We start from the raw sequence: 16,638 nt of genomic DNA, 5'->3' as shown, positions 1-16,638 counted from the left end.
GCCGGAGCCACGCACCCTCGCCTCTGGCGGGTCAGCGCCGCCGGAAGACCCCTACACCGTCCACGTTGAGGTCCTCGACGGTGACCGTGCGGGCGCGACCGTCCTTGCGCCCCGCGAACCGAACCTCGTTGATCATGCTGCCGAAGTCCGTCTCGGTGCGGTAGGACCAGCGGTCACCGCTCCAGTGCGTCAGGCGGAAGGCCTTGCGGTTGGGTCCCAGGCGCATCGTCAGGCCCGACCCCGTCGTCTTGACCGTCATCGTGCCGTAGAAGTCCGTCCGATAGGTGCCGGTGTAGGCCGAGCGCGAACGGGAGGGCTTGGGAGCGGCGGGACGCTTCCTCCCCTCCAGCACGCTCGGGTTGGCCATGATCCCGGCCATCATCGTCGAGTAGCTGCCGAACCAGTCTCGTTCGACGTGACCACGCGTCACCAGGTCCATGAAGCTGTCGCCGAGCGCCTCGGGCAGCCCACCCGGCTCGCCGTTGGTCAGGATCACGATCCCCAGCTTCTCCGACGGCAGCATCACGAACCGGGTCCCGGCCCCCTGCGAGAACGCACCCGAGTGGGCGTACCGGACCCGGCCCGTCGCGTCGATGGCGACGTTCATTCCCAGGCCGTAGTGCGTGCTGCGCGCGTCGGGGCTGCTCGGAGCGCCGCTCAACGACCGCGGCGTCCGCATCCGCATCAGGGCGTCCTGACCGATCAGGCGCTTGCCGTCGTAGACCCCGTCGGCCAGGTGCAGTCGCAGCCACTTCGCCATGTCGGTGGCCGACGAGCTGACCCCGCCCGCGGGCGACTGCGCGTCCGGCCGACGGTGCTGGATGGCCTTCCAGCCGGCGTTGGTCTTGTTGTGGAGCGTGGCACGGTTGCTGCGCGCGCGGAAGTCCCGGTACCGCGAGCTGGTCGAGGTCATCCCCAACGGTCCGTAGAGGTTGCGCTGCGAGAGCGTGGCCCAGTCGGTCTTCACGCTCTGCGCGACCGCCTCGGCCCCGGTGGTCAGGCCGAAGTTCGAGTAGCGGTGGACCGTCCGGAAGGGCGCGAGCGGCTCGAACCGCATGCGCTTCAGGATCTCGGTCCGGTTGAACCCGAGGCTCTCCAGCGCGTCGGTCGCCTGCCCGGACGGCCCGCTGTGGTGCGTGTACATGTCCGCGACCGTGACCTGCCGGCTCGCGGCGGGGTCCTGCAGCCGGAACCACGGCAGTGACTTCTGGATCGGGTCGTCCCAGCTGACCTTGCCCTGCGTGACCGACCGCGCGACCACGGTCGCGCCGACCGCCTTCGACACCGACGCCAGTTGGAAGACCGTGTCGGCGTCGACGGGCACGCCGGTCCGCAGGTCACGGACGCCGAAGCCCTTCGCGTAGACCAGCTCGTCGTCGTGGACGACCGCAACCGACATGCCGGGCACGCCCGAGCGCTGGAGCATCGCCGGCGCGATCGTGTCGAGCTGCGCGATCGCGGCTTCGACCTGGCCGGCTGGAATCGGCACCGCCGAGACGGTCGCAGGGTTCTGCGGGACCGCGGAGGCCGTCGCGCCCGTCGTCGGGCCTGCGGCCGCCAGCCCGGTCAGCGCGCTGACGGCGACCGCTGTGACCACCGAGGCCCGTGTCCGCCGCCGAGGCGCCGCCGCCGTGCCGCCGACCGCGGGTCGCTTGAGGGCCGGAGCCAGTCGTCCCGCGGACTCGCCGCACTGGTCGCGTGTGATCATGGTGACGATCCTCCGGGACTCCGGAGCCTCGGGCCATGGACCCAGGTCCATGTTCACCGCGACGCCGAACTGCGAACGTTGACCGCGGATGACGGCCGGTACCTCACGCCACCCAGGCACTGCGCCACCTCCGCTCCGTCGCCGGTCGCTGACGCTCGCCCTCGCACAGGTGGCGGTCCTCGCCGTGTTGGTCGGGTTGGTCGAGCTGGCGTTGCTCTACTCCGGCAACCCGGAACCACCGCCGTGGCAGGCCGCGATCTTCGTGATCTGCGCGTGGACCTACGCCGCCGCCGGGATGGTGGCGTGGTGGCGGCGGCCCGGCAGCCGCATCGGCCTGCTGCTGACCGCGGGGGCGTTCGCCTGGCTCGCCGCCGGGCTGATCAACACCACCGTGCCGGCGCTGACGGCCGCCGGTCAGATCAGCCAGACCCTGCCGTTCGCGTTCCTCGTCCACCTGCTGCTCGCGTTCCCGTCCGGGCGGCTGTCCAACGCCACCGAGCGTGCGACGGTCGCCGGCGTCTATCTGGTCTCGCTGGCGCTCCAGGCCCCCGAGTACCTGCTCGCGGCCGGTCCTCTGCAGATCGCGGACGCTCCCGGCACGCTGGAGGTCGCCGGCTGGATCCAGCAGGTCGTCGCGCTGACGGTCGTCGCCGTCGCCGTCGTTCTGGTGCTGCGGCGCCTGCGCGAAGCGAGCCCGACGCAGCGGCGGGTTCAAGCACCCGTGATGCTCTACGGCATGACGGCGGTCGCGGCCCTGCCCGTCGGGACGCTGCTGGCCGAGATCTTCGGCTGGCGCGGGTCACTCGTCCTGCCGACCGTCCAGGGCCTCCTGGCGGCCGGGGTTCCGCTGGCGTTCGCCGTGGGGATCTCGCGCGGCGGCTTCGCCCCGACTCGCAACGCCGCCGAGCTGGGCGCGTGGCTCGGCATCGACGAGTCGGAGCGTCCCGATCTGCCGGCGTTGCTCGCCGAGGGGCTCGGTGATCCAACCGTGGAGCTGCTCTACCGCGTGCCCGGCGACCTGCGCTGGGTCAACGGCTCCGGCGTTGCGACGCTGCCGCCGGCAGCCAACGAACGCCGTGGGGTCGCCGAGGTCCAGCTGAGCGGCCGCACGATCGGGGCGATCGTCTACGACGTCACGTTGGTGACGCGTCCCGATGACATCGACGACATCGCCCGCGTCGTGGCGCTGGCGCTCGACCGCGAGCGGCTGACCGTCGAGCTGCGCGCCTCGCGCGCCCGCCTGGTCGAAGCGGGCGACGTCGAGCGGCGACGGATCGCCCGTGACCTCCACGACGGACTGCAGTCGCGGCTGGTGCTGCTGGCGATCCAGGCTGGGGTGGCGGCTCAGGACGCCGACGCCGCGCTGCGCGAGGGCCTCGACGCCGCGATCGACGAGCTGCGGGCGCTGGTCCACGGCGTGATGCCCGCGGCGCTGACGGAGCGTGGCCTGCCGGCGGCCGTCAAGCAGCTCGCCGACCGGATGCCGATCGCGGTCGTGCTCGACGTCGCCGACCGCGCGCACCGCCCGCCCCCCGCCGTCGAGAGCACCGGCTACTTCGTGACTACCGAGGCGATGACCAACGCGGTCAAGCACGCCCACGCGAGCGAGTTGCACGTGACGATCAGCTGGGACGACCACAAGTTGCGGATCGAGGTCCGCGACGACGGCATCGGCGGTGCCGACAGCGGGGGCGGGATCCGGTCGATCACCGACCGCGTCGAAGGCCTCGGCGGTGCCCTCGAGATCATCAGCCCCGTTGGGGCGGGAACCTGCGTGAAGGTGGAGCTGCCGTGCGCGTCGTGATCGGCGAGGACCAGTCCCTGATGCGGGCAGGACTCGCGCTGGTGCTGGAGCAGGCCGGGTTCGAGATCGTCGCCGTGGCCGGTGATGCCGACGAGATGGTCCGCAAGACCGGGGCCCACCGTCCAGACCTGCTGATCGCCGACATCCAGATGCCGCCGACGCACACCGACGACGGTCTGCAAGCGGCGCTCAAGCTGCGCGCGCAGCTCCCCGGCCTGCCTGTCCTGGTGCTGTCGCAGTACCTACAGCGGGACTACGCGGTCGAGCTGCTGGAGAGCGGCGAGCAGGGCGTGGGCTACCTGCTGAAGCAGCGGGTGGCCAACGTCGAGCGGTTCGTCGCCGACGTCCGCCAGGTGATCGCCGGGCGCTCCGTGCTCGACCGCGAGGTGGTCGCCACGATGGTCGACCGGCACCGCAAGGGTGACCCGATCGGCCGGCTGACCGACCGGCAGCGTGCCGTCCTGGAGCTGATGGCCCAGGGGCGCAGCAACGCGGCGATCGCCGAACTGCTCGGCGTCTCCGAGAAGGCCGTCGTCCGGCACACCTCGAACATCTACGACGAGCTCGACATCGACCGGAGCGCAGACGATCACCGTCGCGTGCTGGCCGTCGTGCGCTACCTCGCGGCCTAGGGCCGCCCGAGACAAGGATCCCAGCATGCGTCATACCCGACGAGCAGGAGCACGCCTGCTTGCACCAAACAGCGCGGTCGTCGCGGCGCTGGGAGCCTTCTCGGTTGCCACCGTGGCCATCGCGCCGGCCACCGCCGCCACCCCGAACAGCGCGATCGTCTCGCCCAAGCCGAGCCAGAAGATCACCCGCTCGACGGTGCGGTTCGTGGTCCGAGCGGGCCCGGAGCACGGCGACCTGATTGCCCGGCTCAACGGGGTCCCGATCGGCGAGGAGTTCGTCCGCCACTCGCACGCCACCCGCACGCTGCGGATGACCGCCAGCCACGGGCTGCGCCACGGCCGCAACGAGCTGCGGGTGACCGCCCGTCTCGGCAACAAGGTCACCAAGTCGACGGTCAAGTTCACGATCGCGCACGACTTCCCGATCGTCGGCGCGGGGCGTTCGAGCCGCGCGATCGTCGGCAAGGCCCACCACCTGCGCGGACGGATCAACTGGCCCACCAAGGGCGAGGCTCCGACGCAGGTCCGCTGGTCGGTCGTGCGGGCACCGAAGGGCAGCCGGTTCGCGCCGAAGCCGGCGGCCAGGAAGGCCGCGTCCCGGGTCACCGGCGCCGCGGCCGGGCAGGACCCGGCCGTCGCTCCGCCCAACCTGAGCACCCCGATCAAGGGCTTGGTCGACGCGAACACCACGTCGCCGATGTTCACGGCCGACAAGCCCGGCCGCTACGTGCTGCGCATGACGGTCGGCAACGGCGCCAAGTCCCGGTCCGCGTCGGTCCCCGTCGACATCGGCCCGCGCAGTGCCGTGGTCGAGCTCGACACCTCGGTCGACGGCAACGACCCCGCCGGTACGCAGAGCGCAGGGGGCCCGGCCAACGGGCGTCCCGGGATCCGCGTCGGTGGCGTGATCTACCGCGCACCGTCGATGGTCGGGAGCGACAGCCGCACCTCGTACTCGGGCAACGACGGCGGCCGCGCCGACTACCGCGCCCAGTGGCAGGTGCTCGTGCTCGACCGCAAGACGCTCGGGCTGGTCTCGAACCAGACCTTCGGGATCTGCCAGTACCCGAGCGAGTCGAGGCAGTGGCACTGCCGTCGTGACGTCACGGGCTTGCCGCAACGCGTCTTCCTGGATCGGGAGCTGCAACAGGTCGACGAGGACCACCTGGTGATCGCCGTGTCGCACCCGTCCGCCGGCGGCAACCAACGTGGGTGGAGTGCCCCGGGCATCACCAACGGGGACCCGACCCCGCTGTCGAAGGTCGGCATGCCGGCCGATACGGCACTCCTGGCGAACGCCCCCTCGGGTGGCGCGGCGATGATCGGCGTCGGAACGCTCGACCCCGGCCGCGCCAAGTACGACGTCACGACCAGCGGACGGGCGGCCCTGCGCGGCCACCTGGTTGCCGACATCAACGGCCACTACGACTACATCTCGACCACCCGCTCGAGCTTCGACACCGCCCCCGGCAACGACTGCGCGAAGACCACGCAGCCCTGCGATGTGCGGATCACGATCGGGTCCGACAAGCTGGCGGCCCCGCAGCCGGCGGGCACGTCGGGCTTCCTGATCACGGTGCACGACGAGCGGACCCTCGCGCGGCGCGCCAGCCGGAGCTTCTCCAGCCACGTCGACATGGACAAGATCCATGCCTTCATCGAGCACAACAGCGCTGCGGGCAACCTGTTCGCGGTCACCTCGTTCGGGGACATCACCACGGGTGGCGCGATCGACCGGCGTGCGACACGAGCCGCCTCCGAGGCGATCGAGAGCATCGGTGGAACGAAGCACGTCTTCAACTCCGCGCTGATGAGCAAGGGGCAGCGCTACACGCTGATCGGTTGGAGCCACGCCGGTGAGGGCAAGGGCCAAGAGGCCCTGCGCGACGGTGCCCGTCTGCGCGGCGCGTTGTCGCCGAACGCCGCTGGCAAGCTGCGGCCGGCCAACGTCTCGCAGGTCGGCGAGCCCGCCGAGCGCCTGCAGCAGCTGCTCGTCGCGCCGACGAGCCAGGCATGGCCGCTCGACGACGACGGCGCTGCGTCGTTCGCGTTGACCTGGATCGGCCAGCGGATCCCCCAGCTCGGGGGCGATCCGCGCCAGGCCTACTGGCGCCAGTCGGCGTCGTCGATGGCGGCGGCCGAGGCCGCGGTCCTGCGCCTCCGCCCCCCAACCGTGCAGGACGGCGTCTCGCGGGAGAGCTTCGAGACCGCGAAGGAGCAACTCCTGACCGAGCTGGACTGGGTCGCGAACGTCCGCGACTACTTCGAACGGCTGGCGATCCCCTCCGGCACCGCCGGCAAGACCGTCTGGCAGGAGGCGACGGTCCTGCAGAACCGGCTCGAAGCCGAGGTCTCGATCGCCAAGGAGGCGGCCGAGAAGACGACCGCCGGCTGGATGGCCGTCCTCAACAGCCTGCTCTCGATCGCCAGCGGTGGAGCGCTGAGCCTCGACGTGGCGCACTCGATCGAGGCCCTCGTCCACGTGGCGATGGCGGCGGTCGAAGCCGGCGAGGCGTCGTGGGAGCTGACGCACGCTGGCGGCGAGCCGGTCGACGAGGACCCGAGGGTCAAGGCCGACGAGCTGGCGGTCTCGCTGGAGCACCGCTCGCAGCGGACGGTTGACGCGCTGTACCGGATGGGCAACGCGATCATCAGCGACCCGAGGAAGCTGGCCGAGGTCGGCCGCTGGGCGGGCTGCCTGCCGAATGCCTCCAGCGGTGGTTGCCCGAAGGGCTACGAGGAGTACGCGGTGACGCCTGCCGCCACGCAGCAGGCGGCGAACATGGCGCGGATGGCGCTCGAGCGGACGCTCTACTCGGAGCTCGTGCCGTTGAGCTACGGCTCGTGGGACGTCGGCGTGACGGCCAACCCGGACCCGGAGCAGAACCTCTGGTGCACGGGCAGCAACTGGATGTCGAGCCCCTTCCACAACGCGCCGCGGATGGCCTGGACGTCGGGGGTCGAGGACGTCGGGTCCGGCGCCCTGCCGACCCTGTCGCGGGTGTTCGTCCTGGTTCGTCGCGACGGCCTGGCGTACTCGTGGCCGTCGCAGAAGGTGCTGGATCGGATGTTCAGTCCGGTCTCAGGCATCAACGAGAGCAGCGGTCTCGGGATCTCGCCGTTCGAGATGATGCGCGACGCCGAGGACCGCTACGAGCCCGGAGTCAACTGCTCCTGGGGCGACGCCGACCCGCCGGGTCCGGAGCTGGACTAGGTCAGCCCGATCCACCCGCTCACCCCGGTCACGACAAGGACCACCAGATGACCCGTTGGACCCGGTCCGCCGTCGCCGCGCTCGCGCTGTGCACGGCGGGCCTGACGGCGACGAACGCCCACGCCCGCGGGGACGCCCCGCGGCTCGCGGTGGCGGACGCCGCCACGACCCGAACCGCGATCGACCGTGCCGTCCGCACGACGTTCGAGCACGAGCACCTGCGTGCCGCGATCGTCGACGTCACGATCGGCGGCAAGCGGGCACTGCGTCGCGCCTACGGTGAGGCACAGCCGGGCGTTCCGGCCCGCACCGACATGCACTTCCGCAACGGCGCGGTGGCGATCGCCTACATGTCGACATTGCTGCTGCGGCTCGTCGACGACGGCACGGTCCGGCTCGACGATCCGGTGTCGAAGTGGCTGCCGGAGCTGCGCGACAGCAAGCGGGTCACGTTGCGGCAGCTCGCGGGGATGACCGCCGGCTACCACGACTACGTCGCCGATCCGGGGCTGCTCGACCACCTCTACCGGTTCCCGTTCCGGGCCGTGACGACCAAGCGCCAGCTCGACCTGGCGCTCTCGAAGTCGCTGCTGTTCACCCCCGGGACCAACTGGAGCTACTCGCACAGCGACTACGTGATCCTCGGGCTCGCGCTCGAGAAGATCACCGGCCAGCCGCTCGCCACCGCGCTGCGGCAGCGGGTGCTGCGGCCGCTCGGTCTGCGCGGGACTCGCTCGTCGCAGTCCGCGGCGATCCCGCGCCCGGCCCTGCACGCGTTCACCTCCGAGCGCCGCGAGTACCTGGGGATCCCGGCGGGCACGCCGTTCGTCGAGGAGTCGACGCACTGGAGCCCTGCATGGACGTTGGCCCGCGGGGCGGTTCAGACGACCACGATCGACGACATGACGAAGACCGCGATCGGGATCGGCCGCGGGACGCTGCTCAGCGAGCGGTCGCACCGGTTGCAGGTCGATCCGCGGATCGGCTTCGGCCGGCCCTTCGCGGGCTGCGAGGCCTGCACGACGTTCAACGCGACCTACGGGTTCGGCCTGGGCGTCGTCCGCCACGGCGGCTGGATCATGCAGACCCCGATGTTCGCCGGCGCCGCGGCGGTCGCCGCATATCTGCCGAGCCAGCGGATCTCGATCTCGGTCGCGGTGACCTTCGCCGAGCGGGCCTACGACGCCGAGGGCAACGTCGGCCGGCTCCACACCGACCTGTTCCGGGCGATCGCCGCCGCGATCGCCCCGAAGGATCTGCCGCCGGTCTCGGCGCCGCGGGGCTGAGCCGGCCGGCGCGCAGCCGCTGCAGCTCGGTGGCGCGAGATGAGCGAGTCGGTCGGTGCTCGTGCTTCTACGATGCCGTGATCGATGACTTTGGCTGCGAATCGCGGTCTCAGCCTCTGCGGCCGTGGTGGCTGCACCGGAACGACCGATTGGAGTGGACATGGCCAAGCTGATCTATGCGGCGATCGCCTCGCTTGACGGGTACGTCGAGGACGAGGAAGGCAGGTTCGACTGGGCGATGCCGGACGAGCAGCTGCATGCGTTCGTCAACGATCTCGAGCGGCCGATCGGCACCTACCTCTACGGGCGCCGGATGTACGAGACGATGGTCTTCTGGGAGACCGCGAGCACCGAGGCCGGTGAGCCGGCGGTGTTCTCGGACTACGCTGGGATCTGGCGGGCAGCGGAGAAGATCGTGTACTCCCGGACGCTCCCGGCCGTATCCAGCGCGAGGACGCGGATCGAGCGCGAGTTCGATCGAGACGCCGTCCGGCGGCTCAAGCAGTCCTCGGGGGCCGACATCGCCGTCGGGGGTGCCGAGCTCGCCGGCCAGGCACTCAGCGCGGGGCTGGTCGACGAGTGCCATCTGTTCCTGTGCCCGATCGTGGTGGGAGGCGGCAAGCGCGCCCTGCCGGACAACGTCCGCACGCAACTGGAGCTCCTCGACGAACGCCGGTTCCCGAACGGCGTCGTCCACCTCCACTACCGCGTGAGCGTCTGATCGAGCCGACGACGCGACGCCCTGATCACGAGCTTCAGCCCCTCGCGCAGCAGGACCTGGTCCTCGCCGATCACGACCCGCACGGGATCACATAGAAGGTTCTACCTTCGGCCTAGCGTGGGGGCAAGAGCGAACGCAAGGCCCATGGGCCGCGCCGATCCCCGGCGAAGGATGGGACTCAGGTCCCATGCGCTCAGCCACAGCGCATCTAGTCTGGGTGGCTCGCATGCGCCCGAGCCCGAGACACGCCGCCCTGACCACGCTGAAGGCGGTACTGGGGGTCACCGTCGTGACGGCCGTGACGCTCGCCTGCGGCGCCGGGACGGCTCAGGCGGCAACCAACGCGGTCGTCTTCAACAGCCCAGGTGAGCATGCAGTCGTCGTCCCCGCCGGGGTGACAAGCCTGCACGTGGTCGCGACGGGCGGCGCCGGCGGGAGGGGCGACTACCAAGTCGACGGCGGCTTCGGCGCGCAGGTCGCCGGCGACGTCGCCGTGACCCCGGGCTCGACTCTCTACCTCGTGGTCGGCGGCAACGGCGAGGACGGCACGAACCACGGAGGCGCCGGCGGTGGCGGCGGCGCGTCGGACGTGCGTACGCTGCCGGTCTCGGCGGGACTCACCCCGACCGACTCGCGGCGGCTGGTCGCGGCGGGCGGCGGCGGGGCGGGGCGTGGGTTCGGGCACGGGGCCGGCGGATCGGCGGGGTACGGCGGGAACGGCAACGCCGTGGGTGGCGATTCGCGGCAGAACCTCCCGGGCTCCGAAGGCGGCGCGCCGGGCGTTCCCACGGGTACCGGCCTGGGCGGTGCGCCGGGTGGGTTCGGTCATCAGTCGGGGGCGGCCGGGACCCTCGGCGTCGGCGGTGCCGGTTCCTACGTCTCTCCCGGAGCGCCCACCCGTCCGGCGTCCGGCGGGTACAACGGCGGCGGCGTCGGCGGCGGCTACAGCTCCACCGTCTTCGGCCAGGTGTTCACCTACTACGGTGGTGGCGGTGGTGGCGGTGGCCTTCACGGCGGAGGCGGAGGTGGCGGTGTCTCCCTCGGCTCGGGCACGGCCACCGGCGGGGGTGGCGGGGGCGGCGGATCGAACCTCGTCCCGGCGGGTGGCAGCACGTCCACCGGCACCACCCGCGCGGCCAGCATCAGCGTGTCCTTCACCGACAACACGGCGCCCCTGGTGAGCCTGGACGCGATTCCCGCCTGGGTGGGACCGTCCACCGTGCTTACCGGCGACAGCACCATCGGCCTCGGCCAGGGCGACGTCGTGATCAACGCGTACGCGGGGTCGGCAGCGACCGGCGTCCCCGTCGGGTCGCGGACCGCGTCCAGCCGCCAACCGAACGGCCGCTACTCCGCAAGCGCGCCCTCGCTCGGCGACGGTCAGTACACCATGCAGGCGACGCAGACCGACGGCGCCGGCAACCGAGGCGTGAGCGTCGCGCGGACGTTCCGCTACGACGGCACGGCCCCGCTCCTCTCGATCACGGCACCTGCGGACAACCTGGTGACCAACGACCCGACGCTGCAGTTCGCGGGCGTCGCCGGCACGGCGAGCGGGGACGACGCCAGCGTCTCGGTCGACGTGCTGCCGAACGTCGGGAACGTGCCCGTCGCGACGATCAACGCACCGCGCCACGCGACGACCGGCGCCTACGCGGTCCCGGCGTCGCCCGCGCTCGCGGACGGCACCTACCGGGCGCGGGCCCGGCAGGCCGATGCGGCCGGCAACGTGGGCGCGGCGCCCCAGGCCATGCGGTTCACGGTCGACACGCACGCGCCCGCGCCGACGCTGGTGCCGCCGTCGTCGTCGCGCACGAACGACGCCACCCCGACCTTTACCGGCACCGGCACGACGGACGACCGCGACGAGAGCGCCGTCGTCGTCCGGGTGTTCCCGGGCACGACGACGTCCGGCTCGCCGGTCGCGACGCTGAACGGCACGCGTGACGCCGGTGACGGGCGCTACGAGGTGACCGGCACGACGCCGCTGCCCGACGGGACCTACACGGTGCAGACCACGCAGTCGGACTCCGCTGGCAACGCGGGCAGCTCGGGGTCCCACACGTTCACGGTCGACACGACAGCGCCGGCCGTCTCGCTCGCGGACCCGTCCGCTGGCGCCAAGCCGACCTTTGCGGGGACCGGCGGCACCGCCGTCGGTGACCTCGCCGCGGTGACCGTGACCGTCCGGGCCGGCACCACGCCGGGCGGAACGGTCGTCCAGACGCTCACCACCACGCGCAACCCCACGACCGGCGCGTTCAACGTTCCGGCGTCGGCCACGCTGCCCGTCGGGATGTACTCGGTGCGGGCCACGCAAGCGGACGACCTCGGCAACACGCGGACGAGCGCGGTGAGGACGGTCGTGGTCGCCGACTCGGCGCCGCCGATCACCCCGCCGGACACGCCGGGAATCACGGGGCCCCCGGTCACGACGCCGCTGTCAGACGCGGGACTCACCACCCCGATCACCAGCCCGATCCCCTCGCCGTCAGCCCCGACCGGCGACCGCCAGGCGCCGGTCCTGAGCAAGGTCAGCCTCAGCCGCGCACGGTTCCGTGTCGGCGCGGCGGCCGGGCGTGCGCGCCTCGCCCGCGGCACGGTCCTGCGCTACCGGCTCGACGAGCGGGCGACGCTGACGGTGACGATCACGCGATCGGGCCGCGCGAAGGCCCTCGGCACCGTCACCCACCGCAGCGCCACGGGTGCGGGCCGCCTCACGATCAGCGGCCGGGTCCGCGGCAAGGCACTGCGCCCCGGCCGGTACCGGATGACGATTCGAGCGACGGACGCCGCGGGCAACCGCGGCGCCGCCAAGACGATCGGCTTTCGCGTGGGCTGACCGCCGCGGCGTCAGCCCGCGAGGTAACGCACGACGGCGAGCACGCGGCGGTGGTCGTCGGCGCCGATACCGAGGCCGAGCCCGTCGTAGACCGCGGACACGTGCTTGACGACGACCTTCTCGGTGATGCTGAAGTGCGTCGCGATCGCCCCGTTGCTGCGGCCCTCGGCCATCATCGCCAGCACCTCGCGCTGGCGCGGCGTGAGCGCGGAGAGCGGATCGCCGGGGCGGTGACGGTTCACCATCGACGCGACGACGACGGGGTCGAGGACCGTCTGGCCGTCGAGCACCCGGCGCAGGTCCGCGACGAACGAGGCGATGTCGGCGATCCGTTGCTTGAGCAGGTAGCCGACGCCGCGCTCGCCGGCCTCGAGCAGTTCCTGCGCGTACCGCCGGTTCACGTGCTGGGACAGCAGGATCACGGGCAACTCGGGCCGCTCGGCTCGCAGCTGCAGCACGGCCCGCAGTCCGTCGTCGGTCTGGTCGGGCGGCATCTCGATGTCGCTGACCACGAGGTCGGGGCGCAGGCCACGCGCGCGCCGGAGCAGCTCGGGAGCGCTCTCGGTGGCCGCTTCGATGGTGAAGCCGGCGCGCTCGAGCACGAGCTGCAGCCCCTCGCGCATCAGGACCTGGTCCTCGCCGATCACGACCCGCACGGGATCACCGCCCGGATGCTCGTGCCGTCCCCGACGGGACTGTCGATCGTGAGCTTGCCGCCCTGCGCCTCGACCCGGTCGACCATGCCGCGCATGCCGCCACCCGCGCGCGCCCCGCCGTCGCCGTCGTCGGTGACCGCGACGTGCAGGCGGTCGGCGGTGCGCTGAAGCGACACCCCGATCGTCGCGGCGTTCGCGTGCTTGACCGCGTTCACGACCGCTTCGGAGACGACGAAGTAGGCCGCGGTCTCGACGCCCGGCCGGACGGGCTCGTCGAGCCCGTGCGCCTGGAGCGCCACCGCAGCGGGAACGCGGTCGAGCAGCTCCTCGACGGCCGCGGTGAGCCCGCGCTGGGCCAGCTGGGCCGGCATCACGCCGTCGACGAGCTCGCGCAGCTCGTCGATCGCGGTCTGGATCCCGGCGCCGATCGCGGCCCGGTCGGCGCCCGCATCGGTCTGGACGCCCAGGAACACGAGCCGGGACTGGAGTCCGTCGTGGAGGTCACGGGCGATCCGCCGTCGCTCGCCGTCGGCGGCGGCGACGAGTCGGGCGCGCGAGGCCCGCAGTTCCACGGTGAGCCGTTCCCGCTCGAGCGCGAGGACGATCACGCGACCCGCCTCGCGGATCTCGTCGGGCCGGTCGAGCAGGGTCGCGTCGTAGACGATGGCCCCGACCGCGCGCTCGCCGAGCTCGACGTCGACGAGTCCCCGGCCGTGCGCCTTGGCCGGTGCGTCGACGGGCATGCCGAGGTGGTCGACGAGCCCGTCCTCGCCGGGCACGCGGAACAGCAGCTCGACCGTGGGGTCGCCGAGGGTGGTTGCGAGCGCGTCGCGGAGCTCGGGGCGTCCGATCTCGTCGGCGCCGAGCCACACGCCGAGCTCCGTGATGTCGGTGGTGCGCTCGAAGCCGCCGCGCGACGCCGCGACCACGAGCGCGATCGGCAACAGGCCGAGCACGACGAGCTGCGCGATGACCGGGGTCTCGAAGGCCTGATCGCTGAGGTAGTCCGCGACCGGGATGTAGGCGAGGCCGACGGCGCAGTAGACCCCCAGCGGGGCGAGGGCGCGCCGCTGCTCCGAGGTCGTGCGGCGCAGCTTCCCGACGAGCAGCGCGAACATGCCGATGATGACGAAGGCGGCGATCGTGCGCTGCACGTTGAGCCCGGTCATGGCGAGTCCGGGATCGACGTCGATCGTGAGCGGCGAGCCGGGGGCGAAGAGGTACAGCGGCGCCTGCAGGACGAGGCAGACGACGTATGCGCTCACGACGACGGCGCGCTCCGCGGTGGTGTGCAGCCGGCCGGTCGGGAAGCTGACCAGCATGTGAGCGGTCACGGCGTGGGTCAGCGTCGCCGTGACCGCACCGACCGCGAGCGTCGTCGGGGAGTCGATCTTGCCGAGCGCGGCGAGCATCGACGTCCAGCCGCCGATCACGATCAGCAGTCCGAGCTGGCTACCTGGACGTCGTGCCCAGGCGACGAGGCCCGCGGCGAGGTAGATCAGGCCGACGACCGGGAGGAGCGCCGCGATCCCCACGTCCGGGGTGCTCTGGTCCAGCAGCAGCCCGATCTCGACCCCGGCCGCGACCGTCGTCGCAACGCCTATCGCGACGAGTGCGTCCCGCAGTGGACCCGGGCGAACGAATCCCGGCGAACGGACGGGTGAGCGCCGAGGCGTGCGATCTGCGATGCGCCATGCTCTCAAATGCCGCCGCGGTGCGCCCTGGAGGCACGAGCCGCGCGCCGGGTCCCGTACTCGTCATCTGTTGATGGCGTACCGGCCCAGTTCACCGTGGGCGCAATCACTACGGCGCTCCCCATCCATTCGACGAGTCGTTCTCGGAAGCTAGACACTCGCAGCCCCTCGTCGTCGGGTCGCGACGAGCCGTCGCGGACGACTCGTATCCGTCGATTGACGGATCCGATCCTCCGCTGATCGGCCAATGGTGCGCGCGCGGTTCCGGCCGTAGCGTCCTCGGAGTCCTTCCGACCCGAGGAGTGAGCTGGTGAAACCGACTGTCGCTGCGTGCGACTTCGAGGTGCGGCGCCCTGCATCGTTCGACGATCTGGCGCGAGACGTGCGCGCGGCGCTCGACCGCGCCGGCGACGCCGACCTGATCGTGCTGCCCGAGCTGCTGACGTTCGGCCTGGCCGCGCTCGGCGACCCGGCCGACACGCTCGCGATCGCGGCCTACGCCGACGACTACCGCGCGCTGTTCGAGCAGGAGGCGCGCCGTCGCGGCACGCATGTCGTCGCGGGCTCGCACCTCGTCGCCCGCGACGACGGCACCGTCGTGAACGTCGCGCACGTCTACGGACCGGACGGTCTCGTGGCGACGCACGCCAAAACGCACCTGTTCTCCATGGAGACGCAGATCGGCATCGCCGAGGGCGACGAGCTGTGCGTGCTCGACCTGCCGTTCGGCAAGGTCGGCGTCGCCGTTTGCTACGAGGCGGAGATCCCCGAGGTCGTGACCGCGCTGGTCGAGGCCGGTGCCGACGTGATCGTCTGCCCGTCGTTCACGATCGGCGAGGCCGGCTTCTGGCGGGTGCGCCACTGCCTCGCCGCGCGCTGCATCGAGAACCAGGTCTTCGCCGTCCACTGCGGCGTCAGCGGCACGCCGTTCGACGGGTTCCCCGGGGGCTGGGCCCAGGCGTCGGTGCTCGCGCCTTGCGACGCGCCGTGGCCGGACGACGGTGTCGTCGCGCAGGCGGTGCCGAACACGGGTGGCGTCGCCCGCGCCCAGCTCGACTTCGACGCGCTCTACGAGAACCGCCGCTCCGGCGCGGTCCGCACCTACGACGACCGGCGCCGCCGCGCCCCGCTCTACGAGCGTTGGGCTGTCGACCGCGCTACCGCGCAGACCATCACGACCACCACGGAGGCATGACCATGCCCGATACCGCTCCCACCATCTGCATCGGCTTCGACTTCGACGCGATCTGCGTCTGGCCGGGGTCGTTCGGCCTCACCGGCGCGACGGCGATCTCACGGGGCGAGTTCGGCCCGCGCGTTGCGATGCCGCGCATCCTGCGCCTGCTGGAGCGCGAGAACGTGAAGGCGACCTTCTTCACGCCCGGCCACACGGTCGAGAGCTTTCCGGAGATCTGCGCCGCGATCGTCGAGGCCGGACACGAGATCGGCCACCACGGCTACTTCCACGAGAGCCCGGTCGGGCTGGACGAGGCGGCCGAGCGGGCCGTGATCGAGCGTGGCCTGGAGGCGCTCGACAAGACGCTCGGGGTCCGGCCGCAGGGATACCGCTCGCCGGCCTTCGATCTGTCGCCGAACTCGACGCGGCTGCTGGCCGAGTACGGCTTCTCGTACGACTCGAGCATGATGGCGCAGGACTTCGAGCCCTACTGGGCGCGCAGCGGCGACGTCCTGCACACCGATCGCGCGTTCGAGTTCGGCGACGAGATCGACCTCGTCGAGCTGCCGGTCTCGTGGTCGCTGGACGACTTCCCGCAGCTGGAGTTCGTGCTCGCGCCGCCGGTTGCGGTCGCCGGCATGAACGAGCCGGGGAAGATCGAGCGGATGTGGCTCGGCGACCTCGATTGGATGGTCGAGGAGGTTCCCGGCGGGGTCTTCGGGCTGACGCTGCACCCGCAGGCGATCGGCCGCGGCGCGAGGCTGCGCGTGCTCGAGGCGGTGATCGCGCGCGGCAAGGAGCATGGCGCTCGCTTCCTGACCGGCTCCGAGGCGGCGCAGGAGTGGCGCACGTCGGCGCCGCCACGGCGGGCAGCTTCGCCGACCGCCTGAGTGCGTGTCGTCGA

The 16,638-nt window shown here is 72.0% G+C and carries 11 protein-coding genes; 8 read left to right on the top strand and 3 right to left on the bottom strand.

The window, feature by feature from the left end; all coding sequences use genetic code 11:
• Positions 1-31 precede the first annotated feature (31 nt).
• The gene (locus ACVUH9_RS00855) at positions 32-1,708 is read right to left on the bottom strand and encodes a serine hydrolase (RefSeq protein WP_475752996.1); all 1,677 of its coding nucleotides are present in this window, start codon (positions 1,706-1,708) and stop codon (positions 32-34) included.
• Positions 1,709-1,877: 169 nt separating this feature from the next.
• Here ACVUH9_RS00855 and ACVUH9_RS00850 point away from each other — a divergent pair, with 169 nt between their 5' ends.
• The 6 genes from ACVUH9_RS00850 (at position 1,878) to ACVUH9_RS00825 (ending at position 12,207) form a co-directional block, all read left to right on the top strand.
• A complete protein-coding gene (locus ACVUH9_RS00850; RefSeq protein WP_475752994.1) occupies positions 1,878-3,512 on the top strand; it encodes a sensor histidine kinase in 1,635 nt (544 codons plus the stop codon).
• The gene (locus tag ACVUH9_RS00845) at positions 3,500-4,144 is read left to right on the top strand and encodes a response regulator (protein WP_475752992.1); all 645 of its coding nucleotides are present in this window, start codon (positions 3,500-3,502) and stop codon (positions 4,142-4,144) included. The genes ACVUH9_RS00850 and ACVUH9_RS00845 overlap by 13 nt, the downstream gene beginning before the upstream one ends.
• Before the next feature lie 25 nt (positions 4,145-4,169).
• Entirely contained in the window at positions 4,170-7,358 is a 3,189-nt protein-coding gene (locus tag ACVUH9_RS00840; protein ID WP_475752990.1) for a hypothetical protein, read from the top strand.
• Between the two features lie 47 nt (positions 7,359-7,405).
• Positions 7,406-8,644 (top strand): serine hydrolase domain-containing protein, encoded by a 1,239-nt coding sequence (locus tag ACVUH9_RS00835; protein ID WP_475752988.1) that lies wholly within the window; start codon positions 7,406-7,408, stop codon positions 8,642-8,644.
• A 160-nt stretch (positions 8,645-8,804) separates the two neighbouring features.
• Positions 8,805-9,365, top strand: a complete 561-nt coding sequence (locus ACVUH9_RS00830; protein WP_475752986.1) for a dihydrofolate reductase family protein — start codon at positions 8,805-8,807, stop codon at positions 9,363-9,365.
• 226 nt (positions 9,366-9,591) lie between these two features.
• Positions 9,592-12,207 (top strand): Ig-like domain-containing protein, encoded by a 2,616-nt coding sequence (locus ACVUH9_RS00825; protein ID WP_475752984.1) that lies wholly within the window; start codon positions 9,592-9,594, stop codon positions 12,205-12,207.
• A gap of 11 nt (positions 12,208-12,218) precedes the next feature.
• On the opposite strand, the gene ACVUH9_RS00820 is transcribed toward ACVUH9_RS00825, so the two are convergent.
• Both ACVUH9_RS00820 and ACVUH9_RS00815 read right to left on the bottom strand, forming a co-directional pair.
• A complete protein-coding gene (locus ACVUH9_RS00820) occupies positions 12,219-12,863 on the bottom strand; it encodes a response regulator (RefSeq protein WP_475752982.1) in 645 nt (214 codons plus the stop codon).
• Positions 12,851-14,398, bottom strand: a complete 1,548-nt coding sequence (locus ACVUH9_RS00815) for a sensor histidine kinase (RefSeq protein WP_475752980.1) — start codon at positions 14,396-14,398, stop codon at positions 12,851-12,853. The genes ACVUH9_RS00820 and ACVUH9_RS00815 overlap by 13 nt, the downstream gene beginning before the upstream one ends.
• Before the next feature lie 469 nt (positions 14,399-14,867).
• Between ACVUH9_RS00815 and ACVUH9_RS00810 the strand changes: the two genes are divergently transcribed.
• Both ACVUH9_RS00810 and ACVUH9_RS00805 read left to right on the top strand, forming a co-directional pair.
• Positions 14,868-15,752: a nitrilase-related carbon-nitrogen hydrolase gene (locus ACVUH9_RS00810; protein WP_475752979.1), complete on the top strand. Its 885-nt coding sequence runs from the start codon at positions 14,868-14,870 to the stop codon at positions 15,750-15,752.
• A complete protein-coding gene (locus tag ACVUH9_RS00805; protein WP_475752977.1) occupies positions 15,749-16,624 on the top strand; it encodes a polysaccharide deacetylase family protein in 876 nt (291 codons plus the stop codon). The genes ACVUH9_RS00810 and ACVUH9_RS00805 overlap by 4 nt, the downstream gene beginning before the upstream one ends.
• The last annotated feature ends 14 nt before the right edge of the window (positions 16,625-16,638 follow it).

Source organism: Patulibacter ginsengiterrae (assembly GCF_056269115.1).
This window is presented reverse-complemented; position numbering and strand designations above follow the sequence as displayed.

What these genes read in the sequence shown, in the direction of transcription:
- ACVUH9_RS00805 (WP_475752977.1), top strand. Translation starts at nt 15,749, where the DNA reads ATGACCATGCCCGATACCGCTCCCACCATCTGCATCGGCTTCGACTTC.
- ACVUH9_RS00855 (WP_475752996.1), bottom strand. Translation starts at nt 1,708, where the DNA reads ATGATCACACGCGACCAGTGCGGCGAGTCCGCGGGACGACTGGCTCCG.
- ACVUH9_RS00835 (WP_475752988.1), top strand. Translation starts at nt 7,406, where the DNA reads ATGACCCGTTGGACCCGGTCCGCCGTCGCCGCGCTCGCGCTGTGCACG.
- ACVUH9_RS00830 (WP_475752986.1), top strand. Translation starts at nt 8,805, where the DNA reads ATGGCCAAGCTGATCTATGCGGCGATCGCCTCGCTTGACGGGTACGTC.
- ACVUH9_RS00840 (WP_475752990.1), top strand. Translation starts at nt 4,170, where the DNA reads ATGCGTCATACCCGACGAGCAGGAGCACGCCTGCTTGCACCAAACAGC.
- ACVUH9_RS00825 (WP_475752984.1), top strand. Translation starts at nt 9,592, where the DNA reads ATGCGCCCGAGCCCGAGACACGCCGCCCTGACCACGCTGAAGGCGGTA.